The 26110-nt window shown below is 62.0% G+C and carries 18 protein-coding genes and 2 tRNA genes; 3 read left to right on the top strand and 17 right to left on the bottom strand.

Translation table 11 applies throughout. The features are described 5' to 3' along the window. Nucleotides 1-161: 161 nt before the first annotated feature. The 7 genes from O3300_RS01980 to O3300_RS01950 all read right to left on the bottom strand — a co-directional run bounded on the left by O3300_RS01980 (nt 162) and on the right by O3300_RS01950 (nt 8082). Nucleotides 162-1256 (bottom strand): S41 family peptidase, encoded by a 1095-nt coding sequence (locus O3300_RS01980; RefSeq protein WP_305051829.1) that lies wholly within the window; start codon nt 1254-1256, stop codon nt 162-164. 106 nt (nt 1257-1362) lie between these two features. After that, entirely contained in the window at nt 1363-1896 is a 534-nt protein-coding gene (locus O3300_RS01975; RefSeq protein ID WP_305051828.1) for a MarR family winged helix-turn-helix transcriptional regulator, read from the bottom strand. A gap of 292 nt (nt 1897-2188) precedes the next feature. Next, a complete protein-coding gene (locus O3300_RS01970; RefSeq protein WP_289909750.1) occupies nt 2189-2491 on the bottom strand; it encodes an HNH endonuclease in 303 nt (100 codons plus the stop codon). Between the two features lie 172 nt (nt 2492-2663). Continuing rightward, nucleotides 2664-3371, bottom strand: coding sequence for a hypothetical protein (locus O3300_RS01965; protein WP_305051827.1), 708 nt, complete (start codon nt 3369-3371; stop codon nt 2664-2666). 263 nt (nt 3372-3634) lie between these two features. Continuing rightward, nucleotides 3635-4285, bottom strand: coding sequence for a TetR/AcrR family transcriptional regulator (locus tag O3300_RS01960; protein ID WP_305051826.1), 651 nt, complete (start codon nt 4283-4285; stop codon nt 3635-3637). Nucleotides 4286-4296: 11 nt separating this feature from the next. Beyond that, a complete protein-coding gene (locus O3300_RS01955; protein ID WP_305051825.1) occupies nt 4297-6723 on the bottom strand; it encodes a membrane-bound PQQ-dependent dehydrogenase, glucose/quinate/shikimate family in 2427 nt (808 codons plus the stop codon). A 312-nt stretch (nt 6724-7035) separates the two neighbouring features. Beyond that, nucleotides 7036-8082 carry an NAD(P)-dependent alcohol dehydrogenase gene (locus tag O3300_RS01950; protein WP_305051824.1) on the bottom strand — a complete coding sequence of 349 codons (1047 nt, stop codon included), beginning with the start codon at nt 8080-8082 and terminating at the stop codon, nt 7036-7038. 179 nt (nt 8083-8261) lie between these two features. Between O3300_RS01950 and O3300_RS01945 the strand changes: the two genes are divergently transcribed. Continuing rightward, the gene (locus tag O3300_RS01945; RefSeq protein ID WP_305051823.1) at nt 8262-9224 is read left to right on the top strand and encodes an AraC family transcriptional regulator; all 963 of its coding nucleotides are present in this window, start codon (nt 8262-8264) and stop codon (nt 9222-9224) included. On the opposite strand, the gene O3300_RS01940 is transcribed toward O3300_RS01945, so the two are convergent. Next, entirely contained in the window at nt 9206-12778 is a 3573-nt protein-coding gene (locus O3300_RS01940) for a hydantoinase B/oxoprolinase family protein (protein WP_305051822.1), read from the bottom strand. The genes O3300_RS01945 and O3300_RS01940 overlap by 19 nt on opposite strands. A 132-nt stretch (nt 12779-12910) precedes the next feature. On the opposite strand from O3300_RS01940, the gene O3300_RS01935 reads away from it, so the two are divergent. Then, nucleotides 12911-14455 (top strand): NAD(P)H-hydrate dehydratase, encoded by a 1545-nt coding sequence (locus O3300_RS01935; RefSeq protein WP_305051821.1) that lies wholly within the window; start codon nt 12911-12913, stop codon nt 14453-14455. Nucleotides 14456-14546: 91 nt separating this feature from the next. Here the strand turns inward: O3300_RS01935 and O3300_RS01930 are convergent, their stop codons facing one another. Continuing rightward, on the bottom strand, nt 14547-15308 hold the full coding sequence (locus tag O3300_RS01930; RefSeq protein WP_369812255.1) for an ABC transporter ATP-binding protein: 762 nt from the start codon (nt 15306-15308) through the stop codon (nt 14547-14549). Between the two features lie 112 nt (nt 15309-15420). Between O3300_RS01930 and O3300_RS01925 the strand changes: the two genes are divergently transcribed. Beyond that, entirely contained in the window at nt 15421-15996 is a 576-nt protein-coding gene (locus O3300_RS01925) for an arylesterase (RefSeq protein WP_251349225.1), read from the top strand. Nucleotides 15997-16165: 169 nt separating this feature from the next. On the opposite strand, the gene O3300_RS01920 is transcribed toward O3300_RS01925, so the two are convergent. From O3300_RS01920 to tig, 8 genes are all read right to left on the bottom strand, one after another. After that, nucleotides 16166-18091 (bottom strand): SurA N-terminal domain-containing protein, encoded by a 1926-nt coding sequence (locus tag O3300_RS01920; RefSeq protein WP_305051820.1) that lies wholly within the window; start codon nt 18089-18091, stop codon nt 16166-16168. A 411-nt stretch (nt 18092-18502) separates the two neighbouring features. Then, nucleotides 18503-18579: transfer RNA gene (locus tag O3300_RS01915), tRNA-Asp, on the bottom strand. A gap of 17 nt (nt 18580-18596) precedes the next feature. After that, nucleotides 18597-18673, bottom strand: a tRNA-Asp gene (locus O3300_RS01910). A gap of 124 nt (nt 18674-18797) precedes the next feature. Beyond that, on the bottom strand, nt 18798-19070 hold the full coding sequence (locus tag O3300_RS01905; protein WP_010398442.1) for an HU family DNA-binding protein: 273 nt from the start codon (nt 19068-19070) through the stop codon (nt 18798-18800). A 204-nt stretch (nt 19071-19274) separates the two neighbouring features. Further along, a complete protein-coding gene (gene lon / locus O3300_RS01900) occupies nt 19275-21686 on the bottom strand; it encodes an endopeptidase La (RefSeq protein WP_034787304.1) in 2412 nt (803 codons plus the stop codon). Nucleotides 21687-21962: 276 nt separating this feature from the next. Next, nucleotides 21963-23231: an ATP-dependent Clp protease ATP-binding subunit ClpX gene (gene clpX / locus O3300_RS01895; RefSeq protein ID WP_010398446.1), complete on the bottom strand. Its 1269-nt coding sequence runs from the start codon at nt 23229-23231 to the stop codon at nt 21963-21965. 200 nt (nt 23232-23431) lie between these two features. Further along, a complete protein-coding gene (gene clpP / locus O3300_RS01890; protein ID WP_369811567.1) occupies nt 23432-24049 on the bottom strand; it encodes an ATP-dependent Clp endopeptidase proteolytic subunit ClpP in 618 nt (205 codons plus the stop codon). A 207-nt stretch (nt 24050-24256) separates the two neighbouring features. After that, nucleotides 24257-25597, bottom strand: a complete 1341-nt coding sequence (tig, locus tag O3300_RS01885) for a trigger factor (protein ID WP_077409110.1) — start codon at nt 25595-25597, stop codon at nt 24257-24259. Nucleotides 25598-26110 lie beyond the last annotated feature (513 nt).

The raw sequence follows: 26110 nt of genomic DNA, 5'->3' as shown, positions 1-26110 counted from the left end.
GGCGTTGCTCACCGTACTAAAGTACGGCTGCGCTGCTCAACCCGACATTGGGATTGCTCGCTACGGTTTTCAGAGGCGTCGTGACGTGCGTTGGCGTCAAAAACGCGCAGGTCGGATTAGCGAGCCGCGCGCTTCGTCGCGGGCATGTCCGGCGGCTTGCATCAAGGCTCGCCCCTGAGCGTGTAGACCGGCTTCTCGGATTCGCCTTTTTCCGCCATCGCAAGCACGCGCTGCAGTTCCTTGCGCTCGCTGCCCTCCTTGGCCGATGACACCAGGTTGCGCAGGATGGCGACATGCGCCGCCTGCAGCGCCTGCGCCGCGGGCACGGCGATATCCGGCTTCACGCCGACGTGCTCCCAGTTGGTTTTGGTGACGACATTGGTCGTGCGCGCGGTCGGGATCGAGACGATGATGTCCTGTCCCAGGTTGTACCAGCTCACGGGATTGGAGCCGCCGCCGGTGGTTTCCCCGACCACCGTGCCGCGCTTCTGCGCCTGGATGCCATAGGAAAAGTCCTCGCCGGCGGAAAACGTGCGGGCCGAGGTCAGCACATACACGGGTTTGTCGTAACGCTGTGCGACCGTCTTCACGGTCCAGAACTGCCGCGTCAGACCGGTCGGGCGATCGTACATGTCGATCAGGTGACGCTCGTCGCCGAGCGGGAAGAAATGACTCATCAGGTAAGCCACGCTGGCCGGGCTGCCGCCGCCGTTGCGGCGCAGGTCGAGGATCAGTGCATCCGTCCCCGCCATGAGCGACATCGCCGCCGTGTACGCCGCACTGACGTATTCCGGGCCGCCGAAGCCGCGCAGCTCGATATAGCCGACGTTGCCGGGAAGGCGTTCGATCTTCTCGATGTCATAGCCACGCCGCGCGGTCTGGTCGCGCCATTCGTCCGTCTTGGCGCGGCTAGGCAGCTCGGGGTTGGCGCTGCGCTCGCGAAGGCCTTCGTACACCGAAGTGCCGAAATGCAAGTCGCCGCTCAATTCCCGCAAGTCCTTTGCCAGCGCCGCACTGAACGCCTGGGTGTTGGCGGCGCTCGCATAGCCTCCTTCGGCATTTTTCCTGGCGATCGCAGTGCCGACCCGTTCGGCCACGGCCGGTTCGATGTAATTCGCGTTCATTTTCGCGACCAGTGTCTGCACGATCGCCGCGCGGCCGGACGCGTTCAACGCGGTGTCCGCCGCCGCAAAAGCCTGAAACGACACCAGCGTACCCAATACGACAGCTGCGACATATTTCTTGCTACCTGACATACATTCCTCCAAGTTGGACTGCGAAGCGATTGATCGTTGTGTGAAAAAATACGCGTGACGCCCCCCGGCGCGCCATCGAAGCGGCGCCTGGGCAGGCAAGCCTGCATCATTCGGCTTGATCGTCCAGGTGTGGCCGTGCCTGCGCCGGAGCGGTATCGAGCTGCGGCCCGCCGTCGCGCAGGCGCTGCAAGTTGGCGTCGCGGATGCGCGCGCCGAAGGAACGTGTCTCGAGTACGGCGATCGCCTGTCCGAGGCAGGCGGACAAGGGAAACGCCAGTTCCGCATCGAGGCTGTCGGCCGCCGATTTGGTCGCCTGCCAGCACACGCGCAGGCGCGGCAGCAGCGTTTCGCCAGCGGCGCTGAGGCACACCACGCGCTGCCTGCCGTCTGCGCCGCCGGCGGCCACCGTCAACAGGCCTTTTTTCACCATCAAGGCCACCGTCTGCGTCGCGGCCGGCTGCGTGAGGCCGGCCAGGGCCGCCAGCTCGCCGATGGTCGCGCTAGCCTGCTCGGCCAGCACCCGCATCACCGGTGTGTAGCGCGGCCGGTAATCCAGCCCCGCGTCCACGTAGGCTTGCTCGACCGCGCCGTCCAGCAGTTCGATGAGATGTCGTAATTGTGTGCCGAGTCCAGGTTTCATGGAACCATGGTAGCACCATTTACATAAGAGCTTATATAAATATTTTATATATTTGAAAACGCTTGCGGCGAGCCGCCGGAGGCTGCCGTGTGGAACCCAGGAAGATGAGAGACGAGATAAGGTGAAAAACGGATGGATGGCGTCTGGGGCCAACGGGGCATCTCCGTCCTGACGGATGGCGAACGATGCCCTGTCCGATCGGGCGGGAATCAGCAGCGCGCCAGCTTCTGCGCGCTACAAGTCATCGCCTGCATTTACGCCAGGTTATAGACTGTTTCCAGGACCGCGATTGTCAGCGGGGCAATTTGTACCGTATCAGCAGCGTAGGTCCCTTGCCGCCGGATGGCGTCAGCAGTATCTCGTCACCGGGCAGCATCTCTTCATACATCACCGTGCAACAGGTCGGCATCGAGTGGCCGCGCGCCGGATACACGCCGACGTCGGTGTGCAGGGTCGCAGCGCGCACGTCCACGCTGGTCTTGCCGGCCTTTCCCTCTTCTTGCAGCAGTTTGCGCAATGCGGTGACGAAGTCCCCTTTGCTGAGCCTGGCAGGCGTCTGGCTGGCTTGCGGGCGCGCGGTTGCGTCGTTTTTCATGGCAGTTTCTTTCAGTGTATACATTCCCGCCACTATATCATCCGCCCCCTGGCGGCATCACGCCAACATAGACGCCAGCCCTGGCCGCTTAAGCTCTGCTGATGGTGCGCTCCGGCGGAACTCGCAGGCAGGTGACTCTTATTTCTTTCCGAGGCAGGTGCAACAGGCCGGCTTAGCTAAAGTCCAACATGATTAAAATAGTACTCGATGGAGTGTCGTAGAACATCAAAAGTTTATCTGCTCCATGGTCCCGATAGCGATACCCAACCAATATCCCAATTAATCGATATCGCTGCCCCTGTTCGTTTAGCGGATGAGTGAAGTTGACGCCATTAACCGTCTCGTCCTCGCGCATCATCCGAGATGGCCTGAATCCCCATTTAGCCACCTCATCAGGCAAGGAGAGATCGTTGGTCCAGTTGCCGGCCAGGGCATTTCCTCCAAAAGCGGTGCCCCAACCAAAGCTGTCAGATTGCCGATTCATGAGACCCTGCTCATGCCATGCGCGCCTACGCTCGGCATAGCTTTTGTTGGCCTCCCCGTACCAAAAATCAGCCTCCACATCATGCTCCCGATTAATCGCAAAATAGCGCCAATCCCCGGCGAATCGATACTTTGATCCTATCCGAACGAACTTAATCCATGCTTCGCCACAGTGAGGACCGTAGTAATCCGTGCTGCCTTCGCCCAAAGCACCATCAAACGGCTCTATGGGCAAGACGAAGTGGAACTGCCCCGTCCACGTAGGGTCGACCTGTGCTGCGGGTATGGTTAGAATAGGATGGAACACTTTCAGATGGAGCCCGACGTCTTCCATAAAGACGTCGTCTGGATCAGGATAGGGCACGAATCCGGGAGGGACTACTAAATTTTGAGCCATTGATGATGCAACCTTATGTAAATAGTGACTTACATAAGCCAGACGTTTCTCGGAGATGGAAACCGCATTTATTTTGCATCATTATGCAAAAATATTTTTTAGATTGCGACGGGTTCACACGACACCGCAGAATTGCTCATCAACATCGCCGAAAGGCGGCCAACCGCATCCCGGTCGCGCAGATCGGATTAACAGGGCCGCCGAAGCACGCAAGCGCGTCATCCGAATACCACCGGCCAACAGACTATTCTCGGATTACGGCCCTAGCGGGCCGACTCCGCCTTGCGCGCCACCCTTGCCACCACCAGCTCGATCAGCTCCGCGATCAAGGGCCGGAACGTGGCCGCATTGCCGCCCTGCCCCAGCATGACGGTGCGCGTGGTCAGGTGCGAAAAGACGGCGTCGAACAGGATCTGCGGCAGGTTGGAGAACGAGGCGTCGGGCGCGATGCGGCCCTGGGCGCGCTGCTGTTCCAGCAGGCGCAAGATCAGCGCATGCCACACTTGCGGGCCGTGTTCGTACCAGGTCAGGCCCACGGCCGGCACGGCGGCCGCGCCCGTGACGACGAGGCGATAGAAATCCACGTGGCGGGGGCTGGTGACGACGGCCACCAATTCATCGAGGATCAGCTGCAAGCCCTGTTCCAGGCCCGCTTGCGAGGTATCGAGGCGGCGCAGGTCGATGATGAAATCGGCGCACAGGTATTCGACCACCGCCACCAGCAGCTCCTGCTTGCTGCCGAAGTAGCGGTAGGCCGTGGCCTTCGAGCCGCCCGCCTCGGCCACGATGGCGTCCATGCTGACGCCGTCGTAGCCGGAGGCGAGGAAGAGGTCCGCCGCCGCCACCAGCAGCTTGCGCCGCCGCTCCTCGCTTCGGGTACTCGGGGAAGCTGGAACGGTGCGCAACTGGGGCATGAAGCAAACTCTTACTGTGTCTTGGGAAGCGCGTATGCTATCACGTAATCTCCCCGGTCCGGGCTCTGGCGGGCGCCGCCCGCCGCCACCACGACATACTGGCGGCCCGACTTGGGCGACACATACGTCATCGGCGTGCCTTGCGAACCCACGGGCATGCGCGCCTTCCACACTTCACGTCCCGTGGCGATGTCCATGGCGCGCAGATAATAATCCTGCGTACCCGCATAAAACACGAGGCCCGACGCCGTGCTCACGCCGCCGCCCAGGGTGGGCATGCCCAGCGGGATGGGCAGCCGCGCGCGCACGCCGTTGATGACGGCGTCCTGCACCGTGCCGGCCGGACGTTCCCACACTTTCGTGCGCGTCTTCAAATCGATGGCGGCAAACACGCCCCACGGCGGGCTTTGGCAAGGTATGCCCAGCGGTGAATTGAAGGCCTTGTGGTCGATGACGAAGGGCGTGCCATCCATCGGATAGGTGCTGCCCACGCCGTGGCCCGACGTCAGCTTGGCCACGTCCACCGTTTCGCGCGGCACCAGCTTGACCACTTGCGGCATGCGGATATCGTTGACGAACATATAGCCATTGCTTTCATCGACGGCAGCGCCGCCCCAGTTGAAGCCGCCGTAGTAGCCCGGATAGATCAAGGTCTCTTGCGTGCTTGGCGCCGTGAACTCCCCTTTGTAATTGAGCTTGCGGAAGCTGATGCGGCACGCCAGCTGGTCGAAGAAAGTGGCGCCCCACATGTCGCGCTCCGTCAGGGTTTCCGCGCCGAGGGCCGGCATGCCGGTGGAGTATGGCTGCGTCTTTGCCACCCAGTCGCCGGCCGCGTGCTCCTGCGGCACGGCTTTTTCGATGACTTCGGCAATCGGCTTGCCCGTGCGGCGGTCCAGCATGAATATCTGGCCACGCTTGGTCAGCTGCACCAGTGCGGGAATCTTGCCGCCCTTGCCGTCCGGGACGTCGTACAGGGCCGGCTGCGCCGCCACGTCGTAATCCCAGATGTCGTGGTGGACGGTCTGATATGTCCAGCGCTCGCGGCCCGTGGCCATGTCGAGGGCGACGATGGCCGACGCGTATTTTTCCGTCAGCGGCGGGCGCTTGCCGCCCCAGAAGTCCGGCTGCTCGTTCCCCGTCGGCAGGTAGACGAGGCCCAATTCATCGTCGAAGGCCGGGGTCGACCACATGTTCGGCGTGCTGCGCGTGTAGGTCTGCCCTTCCGGCGGCAGCTTGGTGATGGCCGGATTGCCCAGGTCCCAGGCCCACACCAGTTCCCCCGTGTCGGCGCTGTACGCGCGCACGACGCCCGACGGTTCATCGGTGGAGCGGCCGTCGAAGACCCAGCCGCCGAGGATGATCAGGTTGCGCGCCACCGTGGGCGCGGACGTGTAGGCGTAGTACGGCACGTTCATTTTCACCTTGCCCAGGCCGACGGTGAGGTCGACGGAACCCTTATCGCCGAAGCCCTCGCACTGCTTGCCCGTCTGCGCGTCGATCTCGATCAGGCGCGCATCCATGGTCACTTGCACGATACGCCTGGCGCACGCGCCCGCCGCCGGCGCGCCGGCCGCCTGCATGCCCTCGACACGGAACGGCTTTGTCACTTTGGCCGGCTCGTAATAGCCGACACCGCGGCAGCGGTTCCACGTCTTCGTGTTGGCCGGCTTCGGATCGAAAGTCCAGCGCTCCTTGCCCGTGTCCGCGTCCAGCGCGATGACCTTGCTGGTCGGCGTGCACGTATAGAGGGTGTCGCCGATCTGCAGCGGCGTGTTTTGCGACTCCGACGCACCCTCGGCCAGCTCGCCCGTGCGGTAACTCCACGCCACTTGCAGCTGGCCGACATTCTGCTGGTCGATCTGCGTGTACGGCGCGAAGCGCGTGCCTTTCGGCCCATGGCCATAATGCGCCCAGTTGGCGCTGCCGTCATTGACGGGCGTCACGGCATCCTGCTGCGGCTGCGCGGTGGCTTCCAGCACGCCGTGCGGCTGGAACATGGAGGCAAAGCCGGCCACCAGCACGACGGCAAACAGGGCCGCGAAGCCGCGCGACTGGCCGCTGTGGCCACGGCCTGCCAGCCACGGATGCAGCAAGGCGGCCACGAGGCCGATGACGAGGAACGGCGCCAAACGCGGCACCATGGGCCAGAAGGCGAAGCCGATTTCCCACACGGCCCACAGCAAGGTAGCCAGCACCAGCGCAGCGACGATGCCACTAGCCAGCGGCTTGCGGCGCCAGTACAGCACGCCCGCCAATATTAAACCGAGACCGGCCAGCAGGTAATACCAGGAACCGCCGAGAGTAATCAGTTCGATGCCGCCCGCCGCCAGGGCCAGGCCGGAAAATCCGAGAAAAACGCCAAAAACCGCCAGGGCAATACGCTTGCCCCTGGAGACCGCCGGGATCGCCGTCGCTCCATTCTTTGTTGAAGTGTCCATTTTTTATCCATGACGCCTCCCCTGCCCAGGCCAACACGCCGGGGATGGCTGATTTTTTTAAATCTACGTAGTGAAACTGTACTGTACGGTTTCATTTTATGCCGATTTTTGACGCAAGGAAAGAAAAATTGACAAGGGAGCTTGATTTTTGGCGGGGATGGGATGGCGCTGCGACGTCGGCATGCCGGTTTTGACGTTTAAACAAATACCGTTGGAACGCCCGAAAAACGCCCAGGGCTAGGCGCCGCGTCGAAGACAGTACGAATAGTACGGCGAGACGCGGCAACAACGCCCTGGGCGTTTTCTCGGGTGTTACAAAGATGCCATGTCGATCACGAAGCGGTAGCGTACATCGCTCTTCACGACGCGCTCGAACGCCTCATTGATATCCTGGATGCGGATGATCTCGATGTCCGACACGATGTTGTGCTTGCCGCAGAAATCCAGCATTTCCTGGGTTTCCTTGATCGAGCCGATCATGGAGCCGGACAAGCTGCGGCGGGCGCCCACCAGGCCGAAGGCGCTGATCGGCGGCACGGCGCCGTCGGGAATGCCGACGATGACCATGCTGCCATCGACCTTCAGCAGGTTGATGTACTGGTTCCAGTCGATGGACGCGCCCACGGTGCAGATGATCAGGTCGAAGGTGCCGGCCAGTTTGCTGAACGTTTCCGCGTCGTTGGTGGCGTAGTAGTGATCGGCGCCCAGGCGCAGGCCGTCTTCGCGCTTCGACAGGGTCTGGCTCAGCACCGTCACTTCGGCGCCCATGGCGTGGGCGATCTTCACGCCCATGTGGCCCAGGCCACCCATGCCCAGGATGGCGACCTGCTTGCCAGGACCGGCCTTCCAGTGGTTCAGCGGCGAGTACAGGGTGATGCCGGCGCACAGCAGCGGCGCGGCCGCGTCCAGCGGCAGGTTGTCGGGAATCGACAGCACATAGCCTTCCTTGACGACGATGCTGTCCGAGTAGCCGCCCTGCGTGGCCGTCTTGCCGTCCGCTTCGACGCCGTTGTAGGTCTGGATCAGGCCGGGCATATACTGTTCCAGGTCCACGTTGCGCGTCTTGCAAGTGGTGCAGGAGTCGACGAAGCAGCCCACGCCCACGTGGTCGCCCACCTTGAACTTGCTGACGTTGGCGCCGACGGCCGTGACGATGCCGGCGATTTCATGGCCGGGCACCATCGGGAAGGCGGCGCCGCCCCATTCGTCGCGCGCCTGGTGGATGTCGGAATGGCACACGCCGCAGTATTTGATCGAGATGGCCACGTCGTCTTCGCGCGGGGCGCGGCGCTCGAACGTGAACGGTTGCAGTGCGGAGGTCGGGCCCAGTGCGGCGTAGCCTTTGGCGATGGTGGTCATGAAAACTCCTGTATCTATATGTGTGTAACGAGGGGGAACGCGTGCCATGCATGCGATTGCACAAGTGTGCCCGAGAAGCCGCCCCGCCGTTACCGCGATCCTGCAAGACCTTTGCACGATCCTCCAAATCTGCGTAAGATCAGCCCCTGCCCTCCCTCGCCTGACGCATACTGCCACCCATGCCTACCTTACTCCTGCCCCAAGATGAAATCGCCGCCCTGATCAGCCGCCACGCGCCGCGCACGGGCGATTACGCGACGGCCATCGGCAACCTCACCTTCCACCGCCAGTCGTCCGTCACGGAGTCGCTGTTCCATGCGGCGCGCCCCAGCGTGGCCATCATCGCGCAAGGAGCGAAGGACGTCACCCTGGGCACGGAAACTTTCCATTACAGCCGCATGCAGTATCTGCTGACGTCCGTCGACCTGCCGGTGCAGGTGCGCGTGGTGGAAGCGAGCGTGGACAAGCCGCACCTGTGCGTGGTGCTGGGCATCGACATCGCCGACGTGGCCGCGCTGCTCGATAGCGAAAGCGCCGGCGACAGCGCCGCGCAGCAGAAAATCCTGCCCGCCGCGCGCGGCATATCCGTGAGCGACGTGTCGCCCGAGCTGCTCGACGCCATGCTGCGCCTCGTGCGCCTGCTCGACAAGCCGGGGGAGATCGCCGCGCTGGCGCCCCTGATCCGCCGCGAGCTGACCTACCGCCTGCTCAATGGCCCCGTGGGCGCGCGTTTGCGCCACATGGCGCTGGCCAGCAGCCAGTCGCACCAGGTGGGGCAAGCCATCGACTGGATCAAGCACCATTACGCGCAGCCGCTGCGCATCGAGCACCTGGCCGGCATGGCGAACATGAGCATGTCGTCGCTGCACCACCACTTCAAGGCGATCACCGCCATGACGCCGATGCAGTACCAGAAGCTGCTGCGGTTGCAGGAAGCGCGGCGATTGATGCTGGTCGAGCAGATCGACGCGGGCACGGCCGGCTACCGGGTCGGCTACGCCAGCGAATCGCAGTTCAGCCGCGAATACAGCCGCCAGTTCGGCCGCGCGCCCATGCGCGACGTGGGCCAGGTGCGCGCGCAGCTCAGCGGCGCCGGTGCCGCCAGTGCCAGTGCCGACCTGGCCTATTCCGTCTTGCCGTAGCCGCCGCCGCCCGGCGTTTCGATGACGAACACGTCGCCCGCCCGCATGGCCGTCTTGCCGATATGCGCCAGGTGCTCCACCGTGCCATCGGCCCGCTCCACGTAATTGCGCCCCAGCGCGCCCGCCTCGCCGCCCGCCATGCCGAACGGCGGAATAATCCGGTTGTTCGACAGGATCGCCGCCGTCATCGCTTCCAGGAAGCGCACCCGGCGCACGCCGCCATTGCCGCCATGCCAACGCCCCGCCCCGCCCGATCCGGCACGGATGCTGTAGCTGTCCAGGCGCACGGGGAAGCGCCACTCGAGGATTTCCGGGTCCGTCAGGCGCGAATTGGTCATGTTCGTCTGCACCACGTCCGTGCCGTCAAAGCCGGGGCCGGCGCCCGAACCGCCCGATATCGTCTCGTAATACTGGTATTTCTCGCTGCCGAACGTGAAATTGTTCATCGTCCCCTGCGAGGCGGCCATGGCCCCCAGCGCGCCATACAGGGCATTCGTGATGCAGGTCGAGGTTTCCACGTTGCCCGAAACGACGGAGGCAGGATACCGCGGGTTGAGCATGGAGCCGGGCGGGATGATCACGGTCAAGGGTTTCAGACAGCCCGCATTCAGGGGAATCGCGTCGTCGACGAGGGTGCGGAACACGTACAGCACGGCCGCCATGCAGACGGCGGACGGCGCATTGAAGTTGTTCGGCAACTGGCTTGAGGTCCCCGTGAAATCGATGACGGCGCTGCGCCGCGCCACGTCGACCTTGATCGCCACCTGGATGCGCGCGCCGTTGTCCAGGTCCAGCGCGTAGCTGCCATCCTTCAGGGTCGTGATGACCCGGCGCACGGCTTCCTCGGCATTGTCCTGCACGTGGCCCATGTACGCTTGCACGACAGGCAAACCGAAATGCGCGACCATGTTATGCAGTTCTTCGGCCCCCTTCTGGTTGGCCGCCATCTGGGCGCGCAGGTCGGCCAGGTTTTGCCGCGGATTGCGGGCCGGCCAGCTGGCGCCCGCCAGCAGGGACAGTGTTTCCGCCTCGCGCATCACGCCCGTGGCGCCGTCGACCAGCTTGAAATTGTCGATCAACACGCCCTCTTCCTCGATGCGCGTGGAGTCGGGCGGCATGGAACCGGGCGTCGTGCCGCCGATGTCCGCATGGTGGCCGCGCGAGCCGACGTAGAACAGGATGGATTCCCCCTTTTCATCGAAGACGGGCGAAATCACCGTCACGTCGGGCAGATGCGTGCCGCCGTGGTACGGGTCGTTCAGCATGAAGACATCGCCCGGCCGCATGGCACCCGCATTGCGCGTCATGACGGTGCGGATGCTCTCGCCCATGGAACCGAGGTGCACGGGCATGTGCGGCGCATTGGCGATCAAGTGGCCTTGCGCATCGAAGATGGCGCAGCTGAAATCGAGCCGCTCCTTGATGTTGACGGAATGGGCCGTATTTTGCAGGCGCAAGCCCATCTGCTCGGCGATCGACATGAACAGGTTGTTGAATATTTCCAGCATCACGGGGTCGGCATCAGTCCCGATGGCGCGCCGCTCTGGCAAGGCCACGACCCTGCGCAAGATCAAATGGCCATGCGCCGTCACTTGCGCGCGCCAGCCCGGCTCAATGACGGTGGTGGCGTTGGCGTCGCTGACGATGGCCGGGCCGTCGATGGCGTCACCCGGGCGCAGGCTGTCCGCCGCATACAGGCCGCTGTCGCGCCATGCACCGGCGCAGTACATGGCCACCGTCTGCACGGGCGCCACCGTGCCAGACCGGGCCGCATACGCCGGCGCGGCCACTTGCGGCGCGTCGGATGCGCCGAGGGCTTCCACGGAGATGGCTTCGACGATCAAGGCGCGCGCCGGCATCAGGAAGGAAAAGCGTTTTTTGTACGCCGCTTCGAACTGCGCCTGCATGCTGGCCACCGTATCGAACAGCACGACGAGGGCCGAATCCGTGCCTTCGTAGCGCAGGTGCACGCGGTGCACGAGCGCGATGCGCTCGCCTGCCACGCCCTGGCGTAGCAAGTCGCCCCGCGCCTGTTCTCCCAGTGCGGCGAAATCGCGCGCCAGGTCGGCCCCCAGTGTCGCTTCGATGGCCCGCTCGCGCATGGCGCTCTGGTCGGCCAGGCCCATGCCGTAGGCCGACATCACGCCGGCCAGGCTGTGGATGAACACCGTGCGCATGCCCAGCGCGTCGGCCACCAGGCAGGCATGCTGGCCGCCCGCGCCGCCAAAGCTGGTGAGCGTATATTCGGTGACGTCGTGGCCGCGCTGCACGGAAATCTGCTTGATGGCGTTGGCCATATTGCCCACGGCGATGGCGACATAGCCTTCGGCCACCTCCTCCGGGGTGGAATTCACTGTGCGCGCCAGCGCTTCGAACTGGGCGCGCACCGTGGCCGCGTCCAGCGCTTCATCGGCGTCGGGGCCGAAGACGCGGGGGAAGAACGCGGGCTGCAGCTTGCCCAGCATGACGTTGCAGTCGGTGACGGCCAGCGGGCCGCCGCGCCGGTAGCTGGCGGGCCCCGGATTGGCGCCCGCGCTGTCCGGCCCCACCTTGTAGCGGGCGCCGTCGAAATGCAGGATGGAGCCGCCGCCCGCGGCCACCGTGTGGATGCTCATCATGGGCGCGCGCATGCGCACGCCGGCGATCTGCGTCTCGAACACGCGTTCGAACTCGCCCGCGTAATGCGACACGTCCGTCGAAGTGCCGCCCATGTCGAAGCCGATGACCTTGTCGAAACCGGCCAGCGCGCTGGCGCGCACCATGCCGACGATGCCGCCCGCGGGGCCGGACAAGATGCTGTCCTTGCCCTGAAAGGCGCGCGCATCCGTCAAGCCGCCGTTCGACTGCATGAATTGCAGGTGCACGCCGGGCAGCTCCATCGCCAGCTGGTCGACATAGCGGCGCAGGATCGGCGACAGGTAGGCGTCGACCACGGTGGTGTCGCCGCGCGCCACCAGTTTCATCATGGGGCTGACCTCATGCGACACGGACACCTGCGTAAAACCGGCTTCGCGCGCCAGCTGCGCCACCCGCGCCTCGTGCGCATGATGGCGGTAGCCGTGCATCAGCACGATGGCGATGGCGCGCATGCCGCGCGCATGGGCTTGCGCCAGCGCGACGCGCGCGGCCGCCTCGTCGAGCGGCGTCACGACGTCGCCATGGGCGCCCACCCGTTCATCGATCTCGATCACGTCACCATACAGCAGTTCGGGCAGGATGATCTTGCGCGCGAACAATTGCGGGCGATTCTGGTAGGCGATGCGCAAGGCGTCGCGAAAACCGCGCGTGATGGCCAGCACGGTAGGCTCGCCCTTGCGTTCGAGCAGCGCATTCGTCGCGACCGTCGTGCCCATCTTGATGGCGCCCACCTGCTCCACGGGCAGCGGCGCACCGGGCGCAAGGTCCATCAGCCGGCGCATGCCCGCCAGCGCCGCGTCGCGGTACTGGCCCGGATTTTCCGACAGCAGCTTGCAGGTGGCCAGGCTGCCATCGGGACGGCGCGCCACGATGTCCGTAAAGGTGCCGCCACGGTCGATCCAGAATTGCCAGTCCATCGCCTTGCCCCCGCGCTTATGTGAGATGGCTATTGTAGCCGCCAAACAGGCGCGCATTTCAGGCGTGCGCGCCTTGCCTTTCGCCCGCATCGGCCTTATGTTGAAGACATGCTGACTAACGGAACACGCTCCATGCCCCTGATCGACTCTGCAACACCGCTGTACTCCATCGCCGAACTGCGCGCCATCGAACAGGCGGCCATGCGCGACTTGCCGCAAGGGCTGCTGATGCAGCGCGCGGGCCAGGCCGCCGCCAGTGCCGCCCTGAAGCTGCTGCACGCCCAGGAAGAAGGCGGCGATGCGGGCCACCGGCGCGTACTGGTGCTGGCCGGCCCCGGCGACAACAGCGGCGACGCGCTGGAAGCGGCCGCGCACCTGGCCGGCAGCGGCACCGAGGTGCTCGTCTGGCTGGCGCCCGCGGCGCAAGCCACGTCGCCCGAGCGCGAACAGGCGCTGAGCCGCGCGCGCAACAGCGCCGCGCGCTGCATGGATGCGGCAACCAGCACGGCGTCGGCCGCCGTGGGCGCGGCGCCGTGGCACCTCGTCATCGATGGCCTGTTCGGCATCGGCGCGTCGCGTCCCCTGGACGGCGAATGCCGCGACGTGGTCCAGCTGGTGAACCAGCTCGATTGCCCCGTGCTGGCGCTCGACGTGCCCAGCGGCCTGCACGCGGACACGGGCGCCATCGACGGCGTCGCCATCCGCGCCACGCACACGCTCACCTTCATCGGCGACAAGCCTGGCCTGCACACGGCAAATGGCCGCGACCATGCGGGCGAAGTGGAAGTGGCCGCGCTGTCCATCGCCCCTGCCCTGCTGCCCGCGGCGAAGGCGCAGCTGGGCGGCCTGCACCTGTTCGCCCGCCAGCTGCAGCCGCGCCGGCAAAACACGCACAAGGGCAGCTACGGCAGCGTGGCCATCATCGGCGGTGCGCAAGGCATGGCCGGCGCGCCCATCCTGGCCGCCCGCACGGCCCTGCATGCGGGCGCGGGACGGGTGTATCTCGCGTTTCCCGACGCACCACCGGCGTTCGACAGCGGCCAGCCGGAACTCATGTGCCGGCACGCCCGGGACGTGGATTTCTCGGGCCTGCACTTCGCGGCGCTGGTGGCGGGGCCCGGCCTCGGCGACAAGGCCGGCACGGTGGAGCTGCTGCTGCGGGCGTTCGACAGCGACAGCCCCCTGCTGCTGGACGCCGATGCGCTGAACCTGATGGCGGCCGAGCCGGAACTGCAATCGGCGCTGGCCGTGCGCACAGGCGCGGGGGCGACGATTTTGACCCCGCATCCGCTGGAAGCGGCGCGCCTGCTCGACATGACGGTGACCGAAGTGCAAGCCGACCGCCTGGGCGCGGCGCGCCAGCTGGCCACGCAGCTGGGCGTCATCGTCGTGTTAAAAGGGTCGGGCACGGTGATCGCCGCGCCCGATGGCCAGGTCGTCGTCAACAACACGGGCGGCCCCGCGCTGGCGACGGCCGGCACGGGTGACGTCTTGGCGGGCCTGTGCGGCAGCCTGCTGGCGCAGGGCTGGCCGGAATGGGAAGCGGCGCTGGGCGCCGTCTGGCTGCACGGCGCGGCGGCCGATGCGCTGGTGGCCGCAGGCAGCGGCCCCATCGGGTTGACGGCGGGGGAATTGATACCGGCGATACGCAAGTTGATCAATGCCTTGTCGGCGTAATAACGACGTATTACAAGGAATGTCACCACGCCTGACAGCAAGTAGGTCGGATTAGCGCGTCAGCGCGTAATCCGACAATCAGCAGCACCAATCACACCAGCCTGCCCGCCGCAATCGTAATCGTGCGCCCGCAACGGGCCGCGATCGAACTATCATGCGTGACGAGCACGAGGGTCGAGCCCCGCTCGCGGTTCAGCTCGAACATCAGCTGGATCACGGCTTCGCCCGTGGCAGCGTCCAGGCTGCCCGTCGGCTCGTCGGCGAACAACAGCGGCGGCTCCGTGACGAAGGCGCGGGCCAGCGCCACGCGCTGCTGCTCGCCGCCGGACAGGTATTTCGGATAGTGCTTCAGGCGGCTGCCCAGGTTCACCCTTCCCAGCATGGCTTGCGCCTTCTCTTTCGCGTCCGGGTCGCCACGCAATTCCAGCGGCAGCATGACGTTTTCCAGCGCCGTCAGATGGGCCAGCAGCTGGAAGGACTGGAACACGAAACCGAGCTTTTCCTTGCGAAAACCGGCGCGGCCGTCTTCGTCGAGGGCGAAGATATCCGTGCCATCGAGGATGACCTTGCCCTCGCTCGGGGTGTCCAGGCCTGCCAATAAACCGAGCAAGGTGGACTTGCCGGAACCGGAGGCGCCGACGATGGCCAGCGTCTCGGCCGTTTGCACGGTAAAATCGACTTGATGCAGGATGGTCAGCTCACCATCGGCATCGGGTACGCGCTTGGCCAGCTGGACCACTTCGATGGCCGGCCGGGCCTTTTGGCTGTTTTGACTGTTAGGTGCGGCGGGCCGCTGGGCCGCTGCTTCTGACGGGAGAAAACTGGTGGAAGTCGCTTTAGGGAATTCGGGCATGCTGATCTATCTTAAAAAATTTCGTGAACAAATAAGTGTCGAGGGCGGCAACCGCCTGCGGCGGCGTACCCTGTCCTTGCTTCCTGCGGCAGCCCTGCTCCTGGTGTCAGGCATGACGAACGCCTATTCTGCACCAAAAACGCTGCTGGTGCTCGGCGATAGCCTGTCGGCCGAGTACGGGCTGGCGCGGGGCACGGGCTGGGTGGCGCTGCTGGAACAGCGGCTGCAAGCGCAAAAGAACGACACGCGCATCGTCAACGCCAGCATCAGCGGCGAGACCACCAGCGGCGGCCGCGCGCGCCTGCCCGCCCTGCTGGCGAAGCACCAGCCCGACGTCGTGCTGATCGAACTGGGCGCCAACGACGGCTTGCGCGGATTGCCCGTGGCGGCCGCCGAAGCGAATCTGCGCGCCATGGGCGAGGCGGCCAGGAAATCGGGTGCGCAGGTGGTGCTCGTGGGCATGCGCATGCCGCCCAACTATGGCCGCGCCTACGGCGAGCAATTCTATGGCGTGTACGGCAAGCTGGCAAAGGAATGGAAGGCGCCTTTGGTCCCCTTCATGTTCGAGGGCATCGCCGACCAGCCTCAGCTGTTCCAGGCCGACCGCATGCATCCGAATGCCAAGGCGCATCCGACGATTCTGAAAAACATCTGGCCGCAACTGGCGCCGTTGCTGAAAGCCAAGTAAGCCAGTTGTTGACGTTACCTCTAGCCCGAGGCAAAAATCCGGGGTCAGACCCGGCGGGTCTGACCCCAGCTCTACGCTGATGGTCATGCTCAGTTCATTGGCACGCACATTCCGCAGACAAAAAAATAGCCGCTCGAGAGCGGCTATTTTTATGCGTGGAAACTAAATCTTACGGTGCTTCCGGCGCTGCGGCGGCTGGGGCGGTGAGCGGTTTGACGATCTTCACCTTGGCCTTGGCTTTCAGGTACTCGACGTAATCGAACATTTCCTGTTGCGCCAGGATGCCGCCGATCTGGTCTTTCTCTTGCTGGCGGCGCGCCGCGTCCACTTGCGCCGGCTGCTGCACCTTGCCGATGCGGTAGATGCCGTAGCCCAGGGCTGGCAGGTCCACGCCCACATAGGCTGGCAGCTTGCTCGTGTCGGCCTTCATGACTTGCGCGATGGCGGCACGGTTGATGCCGTCCAGCTTGCTGCGCGATACCCATTGCGCCGCGCCGAAACCCGTCGCATCGCCCGACGCCTTCAAGGCGGCCAGCTTGGTCTCGCCCGCCTTCTTGGCCAGCTTTTCCGCTTCTTCCAGGGTCACGCGCTGACGGATCATCGCTTCGACTTCGGCCAGCGGACGCTTCGTTGCCGGCTTGAATTCCACCACGCGGCCAGCGATCAGCACGTTAGGTGCGACGGTCACGGCTTCCGTGTTGCGCTTGTCTTTCAGCGAATCGTTCGAGAAGATGGCGGCCAGGAACTTGGCGTTGTTGAACGGCGCCTTGCCCAGTGCCGGCGACGGCGTGCGCGACAGGTTGGCGACGGATTCCACTTTCAGCTTCAGCTTGTCGGCCACCGGCTTCAGGCTGTCCGATTGCTCGTAGACCGTGTTGGTGAACGTTTCCGCCATTTCCGAGTATTTCTTGGCAGCAAATTGCTTGCGCAAGTCGGCCGTGATTTCGCCGCGCACTTCATCGAGCGCACGCACGTGCTGTGGTTTGAGCGAGGTGACGGTCAGGATGTGGAAGCCGAAATCGGAAGCGACGACATCGCTGATTTCGCCTTGCTTGAGTTTCGAAACAGCGCTCAGCAGCGGTGCTGGCAAGCCATCCTTGCCGATCACGCCCAGGTCGCCGCCCTGTTCCGCGGAGGCCGGGTCTTCCGACTTGGCTTTCGCCACGGCGGCAAAGCTGGCAGGCGCCTTGCGCACGTCAGCCAGGATGGCTTCAGCCTTGGCCTTGGCGGCTGCCTTGTCGGCGGCCGAGGCGTCTTTCTTGACGGCTACGAGGATGTGGCTGGCCTGGCGCGCTTCTTCCGTCGTGTAGGCTTTCTGGTTCTTCGCGTAGTAGCCGGTCACGTCGGCGTCGGTCACGTCGACTTGCTCGCCGGCGGCGCTGTCGTCCAGCACGACGTATTCGATCTTGGCTTGTTCCGGGATTTCGAAGAACTTGCTGTTCTTGTCATAGAACGCCTTGATCATGGCGTCCGTCACTTTGACTTCCGACACGTATTGGGCGATCGGCAACAGCAGTTCCTGCACTTCACGCTCTTCCGAGGTGATGTCGGACAGGCGCTTGGACACGGTGCTCGGCGCGAAGGCGGTGCCTTGCACGGCGCCGGCCAGTTGCTGCAGGGCCAGGTCGCTGCGGCGGCGCGCATCGTACATCTGCGGCGTCATGCCCTGGGCAGCCAGCATGGCCTTGTAGCGTTCCAGGTCGAATTTACCGTCCGGCAAGGTCAAGCCTGGGATTTCCAGCACTTCCTTTTGCAGCACGGCATCGCTGATGACGAGGTGGCTACGGCCCACTTCGGCGGCCACGGCGCGCTCGGCGATCAGGTTGTCGAGGATGCTCTGGCGCGCTTCCGGCGTGTCAAACATTTTTTGGTCGAACTGCTCGCCCATCATCTGGCGGTAGCGGTCGATCTGCTGGCGTTGCGCTTCTTCATATTGCTGCTGCGTAACGACCTGGTCGCCGACCTTGGCGATGGTGTTCGCGCCATCGCCGAAGCTTTGGTAGCCGCTGATACCGACCAGTGCAAAAGACGGGACGATGACCAGCATCAGGAGAAACTGCATCAAGCGTCGATGGGTACGAATAAATTCAAACATGGTCAGCCAATTCGGGATGAGTGGATCACTATAAAAAAAGGCGAACATGCGTTCGCCTTGATTTCTTCGGCGGAATGGACGGGACAGATGTCCACTTCCCCTTTAGATTCAACAACTTGGCGCTGGAACTAAAGCAGGATTCTGACGCCCAAGCCATTATCTCCTGATTCTACAATGCCCATAGCGCTATAGCAAGAGTAAATCAGGGCGCGCGCCCTGCCCTGGCGCCGCCTGGATGGCAAGGCGCCGGACTCGGGCATTTAACCCGATGCAGCTTAAAGGAGATTTAAACGCCGGCGTTTTTATTCAACACGGCAGGCGGGAATTTTAAAAAGCAGGCGCGCCGAGATAATCTGGCGCTGAAAAAGAAAAACCCGCGCTACTTATTCAGCAGCGCGGGCTTCTATATTCTGGCGGAGCGGACGGGACTCGAACCCGCGACCCCCGACGTGACAGGCCGGTATTCTAACCAACTGAACTACCACTCCTTGAGAGCGTATTTTTTTGGCGGAGCGGACGGGACTCGAACCCGCGACCTCCGACGTGACAGGCCGGCATTCTAACCAACTGAACTACCACTCCGAAAAATACACAGTACTACTTGCATTTGTATCCAGGATCGCCATTCAAGAACGTCGATCCTGAAATCGCGGCACCCAAAGGCGCCGCCAAATGTTTCCGGTGATTGTCACCTCACCGAAGTCCGTTAGTTTACAGCATCCTTCAAAGCTTTACCAGCTTTAAATTTTGGAACTTTTGCTGCTTCGATCGTGATCGCTTCTTTGGTACGCGGATTGCGGCCGGTACGCTCAGCGCGTTCGCTGACCGAGAAAGTGCCAAAACCAACCAGCGTCACGCTGTCGTTGTTTTTCAAAGTTTCCGTCACGCCGCCGATAACAGCGTCGAGTGCGCGCGCAGCGGCGGCTTTGGAAATGTCAGCTTTTTCAGCAATGTGGTCGATCAATTCAGTCTTGTTCACTAGCATCCCCAATTACAAAGGTATAAAACGTTTACCGTATCGTTGCGGCACTTTTGGCACCACAGCTGTCCGGCGAAAAAAATGTGCAGGCGTATTAAACAAGCCACACTGTATATGTGTCAAGCGCTTTGGGGGCGCAATTCACGTTTCAATATAAAACAAGCGCTCTAAAAGCGCTTGTTTGGGGAAAACAGGGGTAAAACGTTAGTGTTTTACTACCTCACCGGCCGCGTCAGGCTTGGCCGCGGCGGCCGTGACAGCCTCTACCGCAGCGACGTCCGCCAACGCTTCAGGCATGCGTTCGAGGGCGATTTCCAGCACTTTGTCGATCCAGCGCACCGGTACGATCTCCAGTTTGTTCTTGACGTTGTCCGGAATATCGGCCAGGTCTTTCACGTTTTGCTCTGGAATCAGGACCGTCTTGATGCCGCCGCGATGGGCCGCCAGCAGCTTTTCCTTCAAGCCGCCGATCGGCAATACTTCGCCGCGCAAGGTGATTTCGCCCGTCATCGCCACGTCGGCGCGCACGGGAATGCCCGTGAAGACCGACACCATCGCCACCGTCATGGCCGCGCCAGCCGAAGGACCGTCCTTCGGTGTCGCGCCTTCCGGCACGTGGATGTGGATGTCGCTCTTCTCGAACACGTCCGCCTTGATGCCCAGGCGCTGTGCCCGGCTGCGCACCACCGTGCGGGCTGCCTCGATCGACTCTTTCATGACGTCGCCCAGGGTACCCGTGCGGATGATGCCGCCCTTGCCCGGCATCGACACGGCTTCGATGGTCAGCAGATCGCCGCCCACTTCCGTCCATGCCAGACCGACCACCTGGCCTACCTGGTTTTCTTTCTCTGCGACACCGAAATCATAGCGGCGCACGCCAAGGAATTTATCCAGGTTCTTCGAGTTGACGATGACTTTCTTGTCGGATTTCTTCAGCAACAGCATCTTGACCACCTTGCGGCAGATCTTCGACACTTCCCGCTCGAGCGAACGCACACCGGCTTCCCGCGTGTAGTAGCGGATGATGTCGCGCAGCGCCGACTCGGCCACCGAGATTTCCTCTTCCTTCAAGCCATTGTTCTTGATCTGCTTCGGCAACAGGTAACGCTGCGCGATGCTGGTCTTTTCATCTTCCGTATAACCGGACAGACGGATCACTTCCATGCGGTCGAGCAAGGCTGGCGGAATATTGTACGAGTTCGACGTCGCCACGAACATCACGTCGGACAAGTCGAAATCGACTTCGATGTAATGGTCGGAGAACGTGTGGTTCTGTTCCGGGTCGAGCACTTCCAGCAGGGCCGACGACGGGTCGCCACGGAAATCGGCGCCCATCTTGTCGACTTCATCGAGCAGGAACAAGGGATTGCGCACGCCGACTTTCGACAGCGATTGCAAGATCTTGCCCGGCATCGAGCCGATGTAGGTGCGGCGGTGGCCGCGGATTTCCGCTTCGTCGCGCACGCCGCCCAGGGCCATGCGCACGAACTTGCGGTTCGTCGCGCGGGCGATGGACTGGCCCAGCGAGGTTTTACCCACGCCCGGAGGACCGACGAAGCACAGGATAGGCGCCTTGAGCTTGTCGACGCGCTGTTGCACCGCGAGGTATTCCAGGATGCGTTCCTTGACCTTGTCGAGGCCGTAGTGGTCGCCTTCGAGCACTTTTTCCGCGTTCGCCAGGTCGTTATTGACCTTGGATTTCTTTTTCCAAGGCAAGTTGACCAGGGTGTCGATGTAGTTGCGCACGACGGTGGCTTCGGCCGACATCGGCGACATCAGCTTGAGTTTTTTCAACTCGTTGGTGGCCTTGTCGAGCGCTTCCTTCGGCATTTTGGCCGAAGCGACTTTTTTCTCCAGCTCGTCGAGGTCGGCACCATCTTCGCCCTCGCCCAGTTCTTTCTGGATCGCCTTGACCTGTTCGTTCAGGTAGTACTCGCGCTGCGACTTTTCCATCTGGCGCTTCACGCGGCCGCGGATGCGTTTTTCCACCTGCAGGATGTCGAGTTCGCCTTCGAGCTGGCCCAGCAGGTGCTCGAGGCGCTTGGCCACGCTGAAAATTTCCAGGATGACTTGTTTTTGCTCAAGTTTCAGCGGCAGGTGCGCGGCCACCGTGTCGGCCAGGCGGCCGGCATCGTCGATGCCCGACAGGGAAGCGAGGATTTCCGGCGGGATTTTTTTGTTGAGTTTGACGTACTGGTCGAACTGCTGCACGATCGCGCGGCGCATGGCTTCGACTTCCGACTCGTCGCCCGGCTCGGACTCGAGCGGCGTCAGGTCGGCGATGAAGTGCGTCGGAGCATCGCTGATGTGGTTGATACGGGCACGCTGCGCGCCTTCGACCAGCACCTTGACGGTGCCATCGGGCAGCTTCAGCATTTGCAGAATATTGGCAACGCAGCCAATTTCATAGATATCCGAAGGAGACGGCTCGTCCTTCGCGGCTGCTTTTTGAGCGGCAAGCATGATGCTCTTGCCCTGCTCCATCGCAGCTTCCAGCGCCTTGATCGACTTTGGACGGCCAACGAACAGCGGTATCACCATATGCGGGAAAACGACGACATCCCGCAACGGCAATAACGGCAGTTGAGTTTGCTCAGTTAATTTGGAAGTTGTCATGGCGTACCTTATAGAAAGCGTGTTTACGATGTTGGCGCTCGCTGCCAAAACACAAGACCGGCGAGAATAAATAATTCTGTGAAACAAACATTTTTCTGTTTATTTCGCAAAACACACCCGCATGACGGTAATAAATGCAGTTTTCACAGTAAAAAAGCCACGCGCAGCTAAGCGCCGCGAGTGGCTTTCCGATTGAAGCCTGCACTCATTGATTTAAATTGTACTGCCATGCATTAAGGAATCAAAACCCTTTTTATGCATTTGTCTCGGCAGTTTTCAATTTTCTCCGGAGGCTTTGGCAGTCTCTTGATAAATCAACAAAGGTTTGGCGCCGCTGGTGATGGTATTTTCGTCGATGACGACCTTCACCACATTTTGTTCGCTCGGCAGTTCGTACATGACGTCCAGCAAAGCATGTTCCAGGATGGAACGCAGGCCACGGGCACCGGTCTTGCGCGCCAGCGCTTTCTTGGCGATCGCATGCAGGGCGGCCGGACGAATCTCCAGTTCCGCGCCTTCCATCTCGAGCAGCTTCGAATACTGCTTGATCAGCGCATTCTTCGGCTCGACGAGGATCTGGATCAGCGCCTCTTCCGTCAATTCCGCCAGGGTGGCGATGACGGGCAGACGGCCCACCAGTTCCGGGATCAGGCCGAATTTCACCAGGTCTTCCGGCTCCGCTTGCAGCATCAGTTCGCTGGCCGAGCTTTGCGACTTGCTGCGCACCGTGGCCGAGAAGCCGATGCCGCTCTTTTCGGAACGGTTGGCGATCACTTTCGACAGGCCGTCGAAGGCGCCGCCGCAGATGAACATGATGTTGGTCGTGTCGATCTGCACGAAATCCTGGTTTGGATGCTTGCGGCCGCCTTGTGGCGGTACGGAAGCCATCGTGCCTTCGATGAGTTTCAGCAAGGCTTGCTGCACGCCCTCGCCCGACACGTCGCGCGTGATGGACGGATTGTCGGACTTGCGCGAAATCTTGTCGATTTCATCGATGTAGACGATGCCGCGCTGGGCTTTCTCGACGTCATAGTTGCAGCTTTGCAGCAGCTTCTGGATGATGTTTTCCACGTCTTCACCCACGTAACCGGCTTCGGTCAGGGTGGTGGCGTCGGCGATCACGAACGGCACGTTGAGCATGCGCGCCAGGGTCTGCGCCAGCAGGGTCTTGCCCGAGCCGGTAGGACCGACCAGCAAGATGTTGCTCTTGGCCAGTTCGATGTCGTCTTTCTTGCCCAGGTGCTTGAGGCGTTTGTAATGGTTGTACACCGCCACCGACAGGATGCGCTTGGCAGTCTGCTGGCCGATCACGTACTGATCGAGCAAGGCGGCAATTTCTTGCGGCGTCGGCAGGTCGGATTTGGTACCGGTCACCGTCTCGATGCTCGACGTTTCATCACGGATGATGTCGTTGCACAGGTCGATGCACTCGTCGCAAATGAAGACGGACGGGCCGGCGATGAGTTTCTTCACCTCGTGCTGGCTTTTGCCGCAGAACGAGCAATACAGTAATTTTTCGCCGCTAGAGGATTTTTTGTCTGACATAAGGCATTTTGGTTGGAACTGCATTAACAATATTGCAAAATCGCAAGCCGGATGATGGTTGCCGCCCGTTAAGGCAACTCCCCATGGCGCAAGTCAACAACGTGCACAAGCTCCATGCTACCCGAAATAAAAGCGAAACGCCCGAACGTTTGAGCGCCCGGGCGTTTACTTACGTACTTAGCAATACCGGTAGGGGCTCATCAAGCGCGGCTGGTCAACACTTTGTCGATCAAACCATACTCAACGGCCTCGTCGGCGGACATGAAACGGTCGCGGTCGGTGTCCTTGGCGATCTGTTCGATCGTCTGGCCCGTGCGCTCGGCCATGATGCCGTTCAAGCGGGTGCGCAGGTAAAGGATTTCCTTCGCCTGGATCTCGATGTCGGACGCCATGCCTTGCGAACCACCGGACGGCTGGTGAATCATGATGCGCGAGTTCGGCAGCGAGAAACGCTTGCCCTTGGCGCCAGCGGCCAGCAGGAAAGCACCCATCGAAGCAGCCATGCCCGTGCACAGGGTCGAGACGTCCGGCTTGATGAACTGCATGGTGTCGTAGATGGCCATGCCGGCCGAGACCGAACCACCTGGCGAGTTGATGTAGAGCGAGATTTCCTTTTCCGGATTTTCGCTTTCCAGGAACAGCAGCTGGGCGACAACCAGGTTGGCCATCTGGTCATTGACCGGGCCGACCATGAAAATCAAGCGTTCCTTCAGCAGGCGCGAGTAAATATCATACGAGCGCTCGCCGCGACCGCTTTGTTCCACCACCATCGGCACCAGGCCGAGCATCTCTGTGTCCAGCGCTGGGTTACGGTTCATACCTGTCATTTCATTTCCTTGTGAAGCAGTTAGGGGATGCTACCACCACCTTGGAACACCTGACAAAACCTACTGCGCGTCGCGATTTGCGGCCTCCGATGCTCACTGTGCATTCGCACAGCTCCGCTTCTCAGCCACAACTCCCATCCGCTCGCTACGGTTCTATCAGGTGTTAAAAGCGATCATGGCATCCCAATACCAACTGGTTTACGCTTGTGCGTTGCTTCCCATCAGTTCGTCGAAAGCAACTGCTTTCGTCGTGACTTTCGACAGGCCCAACACGTAAGTGACGACGTTTTCTTCCAATACAAGGGCTTCGATCTCACCCAGACGACGACGGTCGCTGTAGTAGTACTTCAGCACTTCGCGTGGATCTTCGTAGCTTTGGGCGAAATCTTCGATTTGCGCCTTGACTTGCTCAGGCGTAGCTTGCAGCTTGTTGTCGCCCACCAGTTGCGACAGGATCAGGCCCAGGCGTACGCGACGCTCGGCTTTGTCTGCGAACAGTTCTGCTGGGAAAGGCACGTCCTTGACGTTCATGCCGCGCTGCGCCATGTCCTGGCGGGTCATTTCAGCCAGGCGCTCGGAATCCTGAGCGATCAGCGTTTTTGGCACTTCCAGCTCAGCAACTTTGATCAGCGCGTCCATGACGGCTTCCTTGTTGCGTGCTTTCACGCGGCCAGCGACTTCGCGTTGCAGGTTGACTTTGATGTCTTCGCGCATTTTGGCCAGGTCGCCATCGGCAACGCCCAGCGATTTGGCGAATTCAGCATCGACTTCCGGCAGGTGCGCCCATTCCAGCTTTTGCAGGGTGATGGTGAACGAAGCGGTTTTGCCGGCTACGTCTTTACCGTGGTAGTCCTCTGGGAACGACAATGGGAAAGTCTTCGACTCGCCCACTTTCAGGCCCAGGGTCGCTGCTTCGAATTCTGGCAGCATGCGGCCTTCGCCCAGCACGAAAGCGTAGCCTTCAGCTTTGCCGCCTGGGAATTCAACGCCGTCGATCGAGCCGACGAAGTCGACGGTCACGCGGTCGCCGTTGGCAGCGATCGGCTCACCGCCGTCGCCGTGTTCGCCAGCTTCGCCCTTGGTGTGGAAGTGCACGCGCTGCTTGCGCAGGATGTCGATGGTCTTGTCGATTTCGGCTTCCGACACGTCGGCTTGCACGGTTTCGATTTCAACGGCCGTCAGGTCGCCGATGGCGACTTCCGGATACACTTCGAACGTTGCGTCGAAAGCCAGCTGGCCTTCGGCTGCTTCTTCTTTCGGCACGATGTTCGGGAAACCGGCCACGCGCAGATTGTTTTCGTTGGCGGCGTCGTTGAACGCGCGGCCGACTTTGTCATTCAGCACTTCGGATTCAATTTGGTAGCCGTATTGTGCTGCGACCATTTTCAACGGCACTTTGCCCGGACGGAAGCCCGGTGCCTTAGCCGTACGGGCTTGCACTTTCAGGCGCTTCTCAACTTCCGTGCGGACGTCCGTCAGCGGGAAGGAGATCGTGATACGACGTTCGAGTTTGCCCAAGGTTTCGACTGCAGTTGCCATGTAAAAAATCGTCCAAAAAATAAACACTGTTGGTGCGAGAAAAGAAGACCCGACCCCTTGCGCCATCACTGGCGGCAAGACATGGGTCCAGCTTCACTCGCTCGCATATATCATCTGTAAAAGTACTGCAAACAGGACAATGGACCTGGTCTACCCGGCTGAGGGAAAACCCGCACCAGGCACCAAACAATCCGCCGCTTCCAGTACTGCGACAGGGCTCCGAGCGTCCAGCCTTGCTTCTAAGTAAATGCAGGGCCGGCCATCATTCGGTAAAGCGTGGCATTATAACAAAGGACTTCGGGAAAGTGGCTGGCTTTGCAGCGCGGCCACAGAGGATACCAGCGGCGGCGAACGAGTCGCCACAGCCTGGGGGTGCCCTGTCTTTACTCTTGCCCCGGCATTCTTTGTTTCGCCAGAGACAGGCTTTCCAGCCTGCTTCGTTCATTAGTATATGCGAACTGGCGCCCCGTCCGAAACAAAGAAATGCGCTCATAGCGAAGATTTCGGGCAAAA

The sequence above is a fragment of the Janthinobacterium sp. SUN206 genome (genome assembly GCF_030587305.1).
GTDB lineage: Bacteria > Pseudomonadota > Gammaproteobacteria > Burkholderiales > Burkholderiaceae_D > Janthinobacterium > Janthinobacterium kumbetense.
This window is presented reverse-complemented; position numbering and strand designations above follow the sequence as displayed.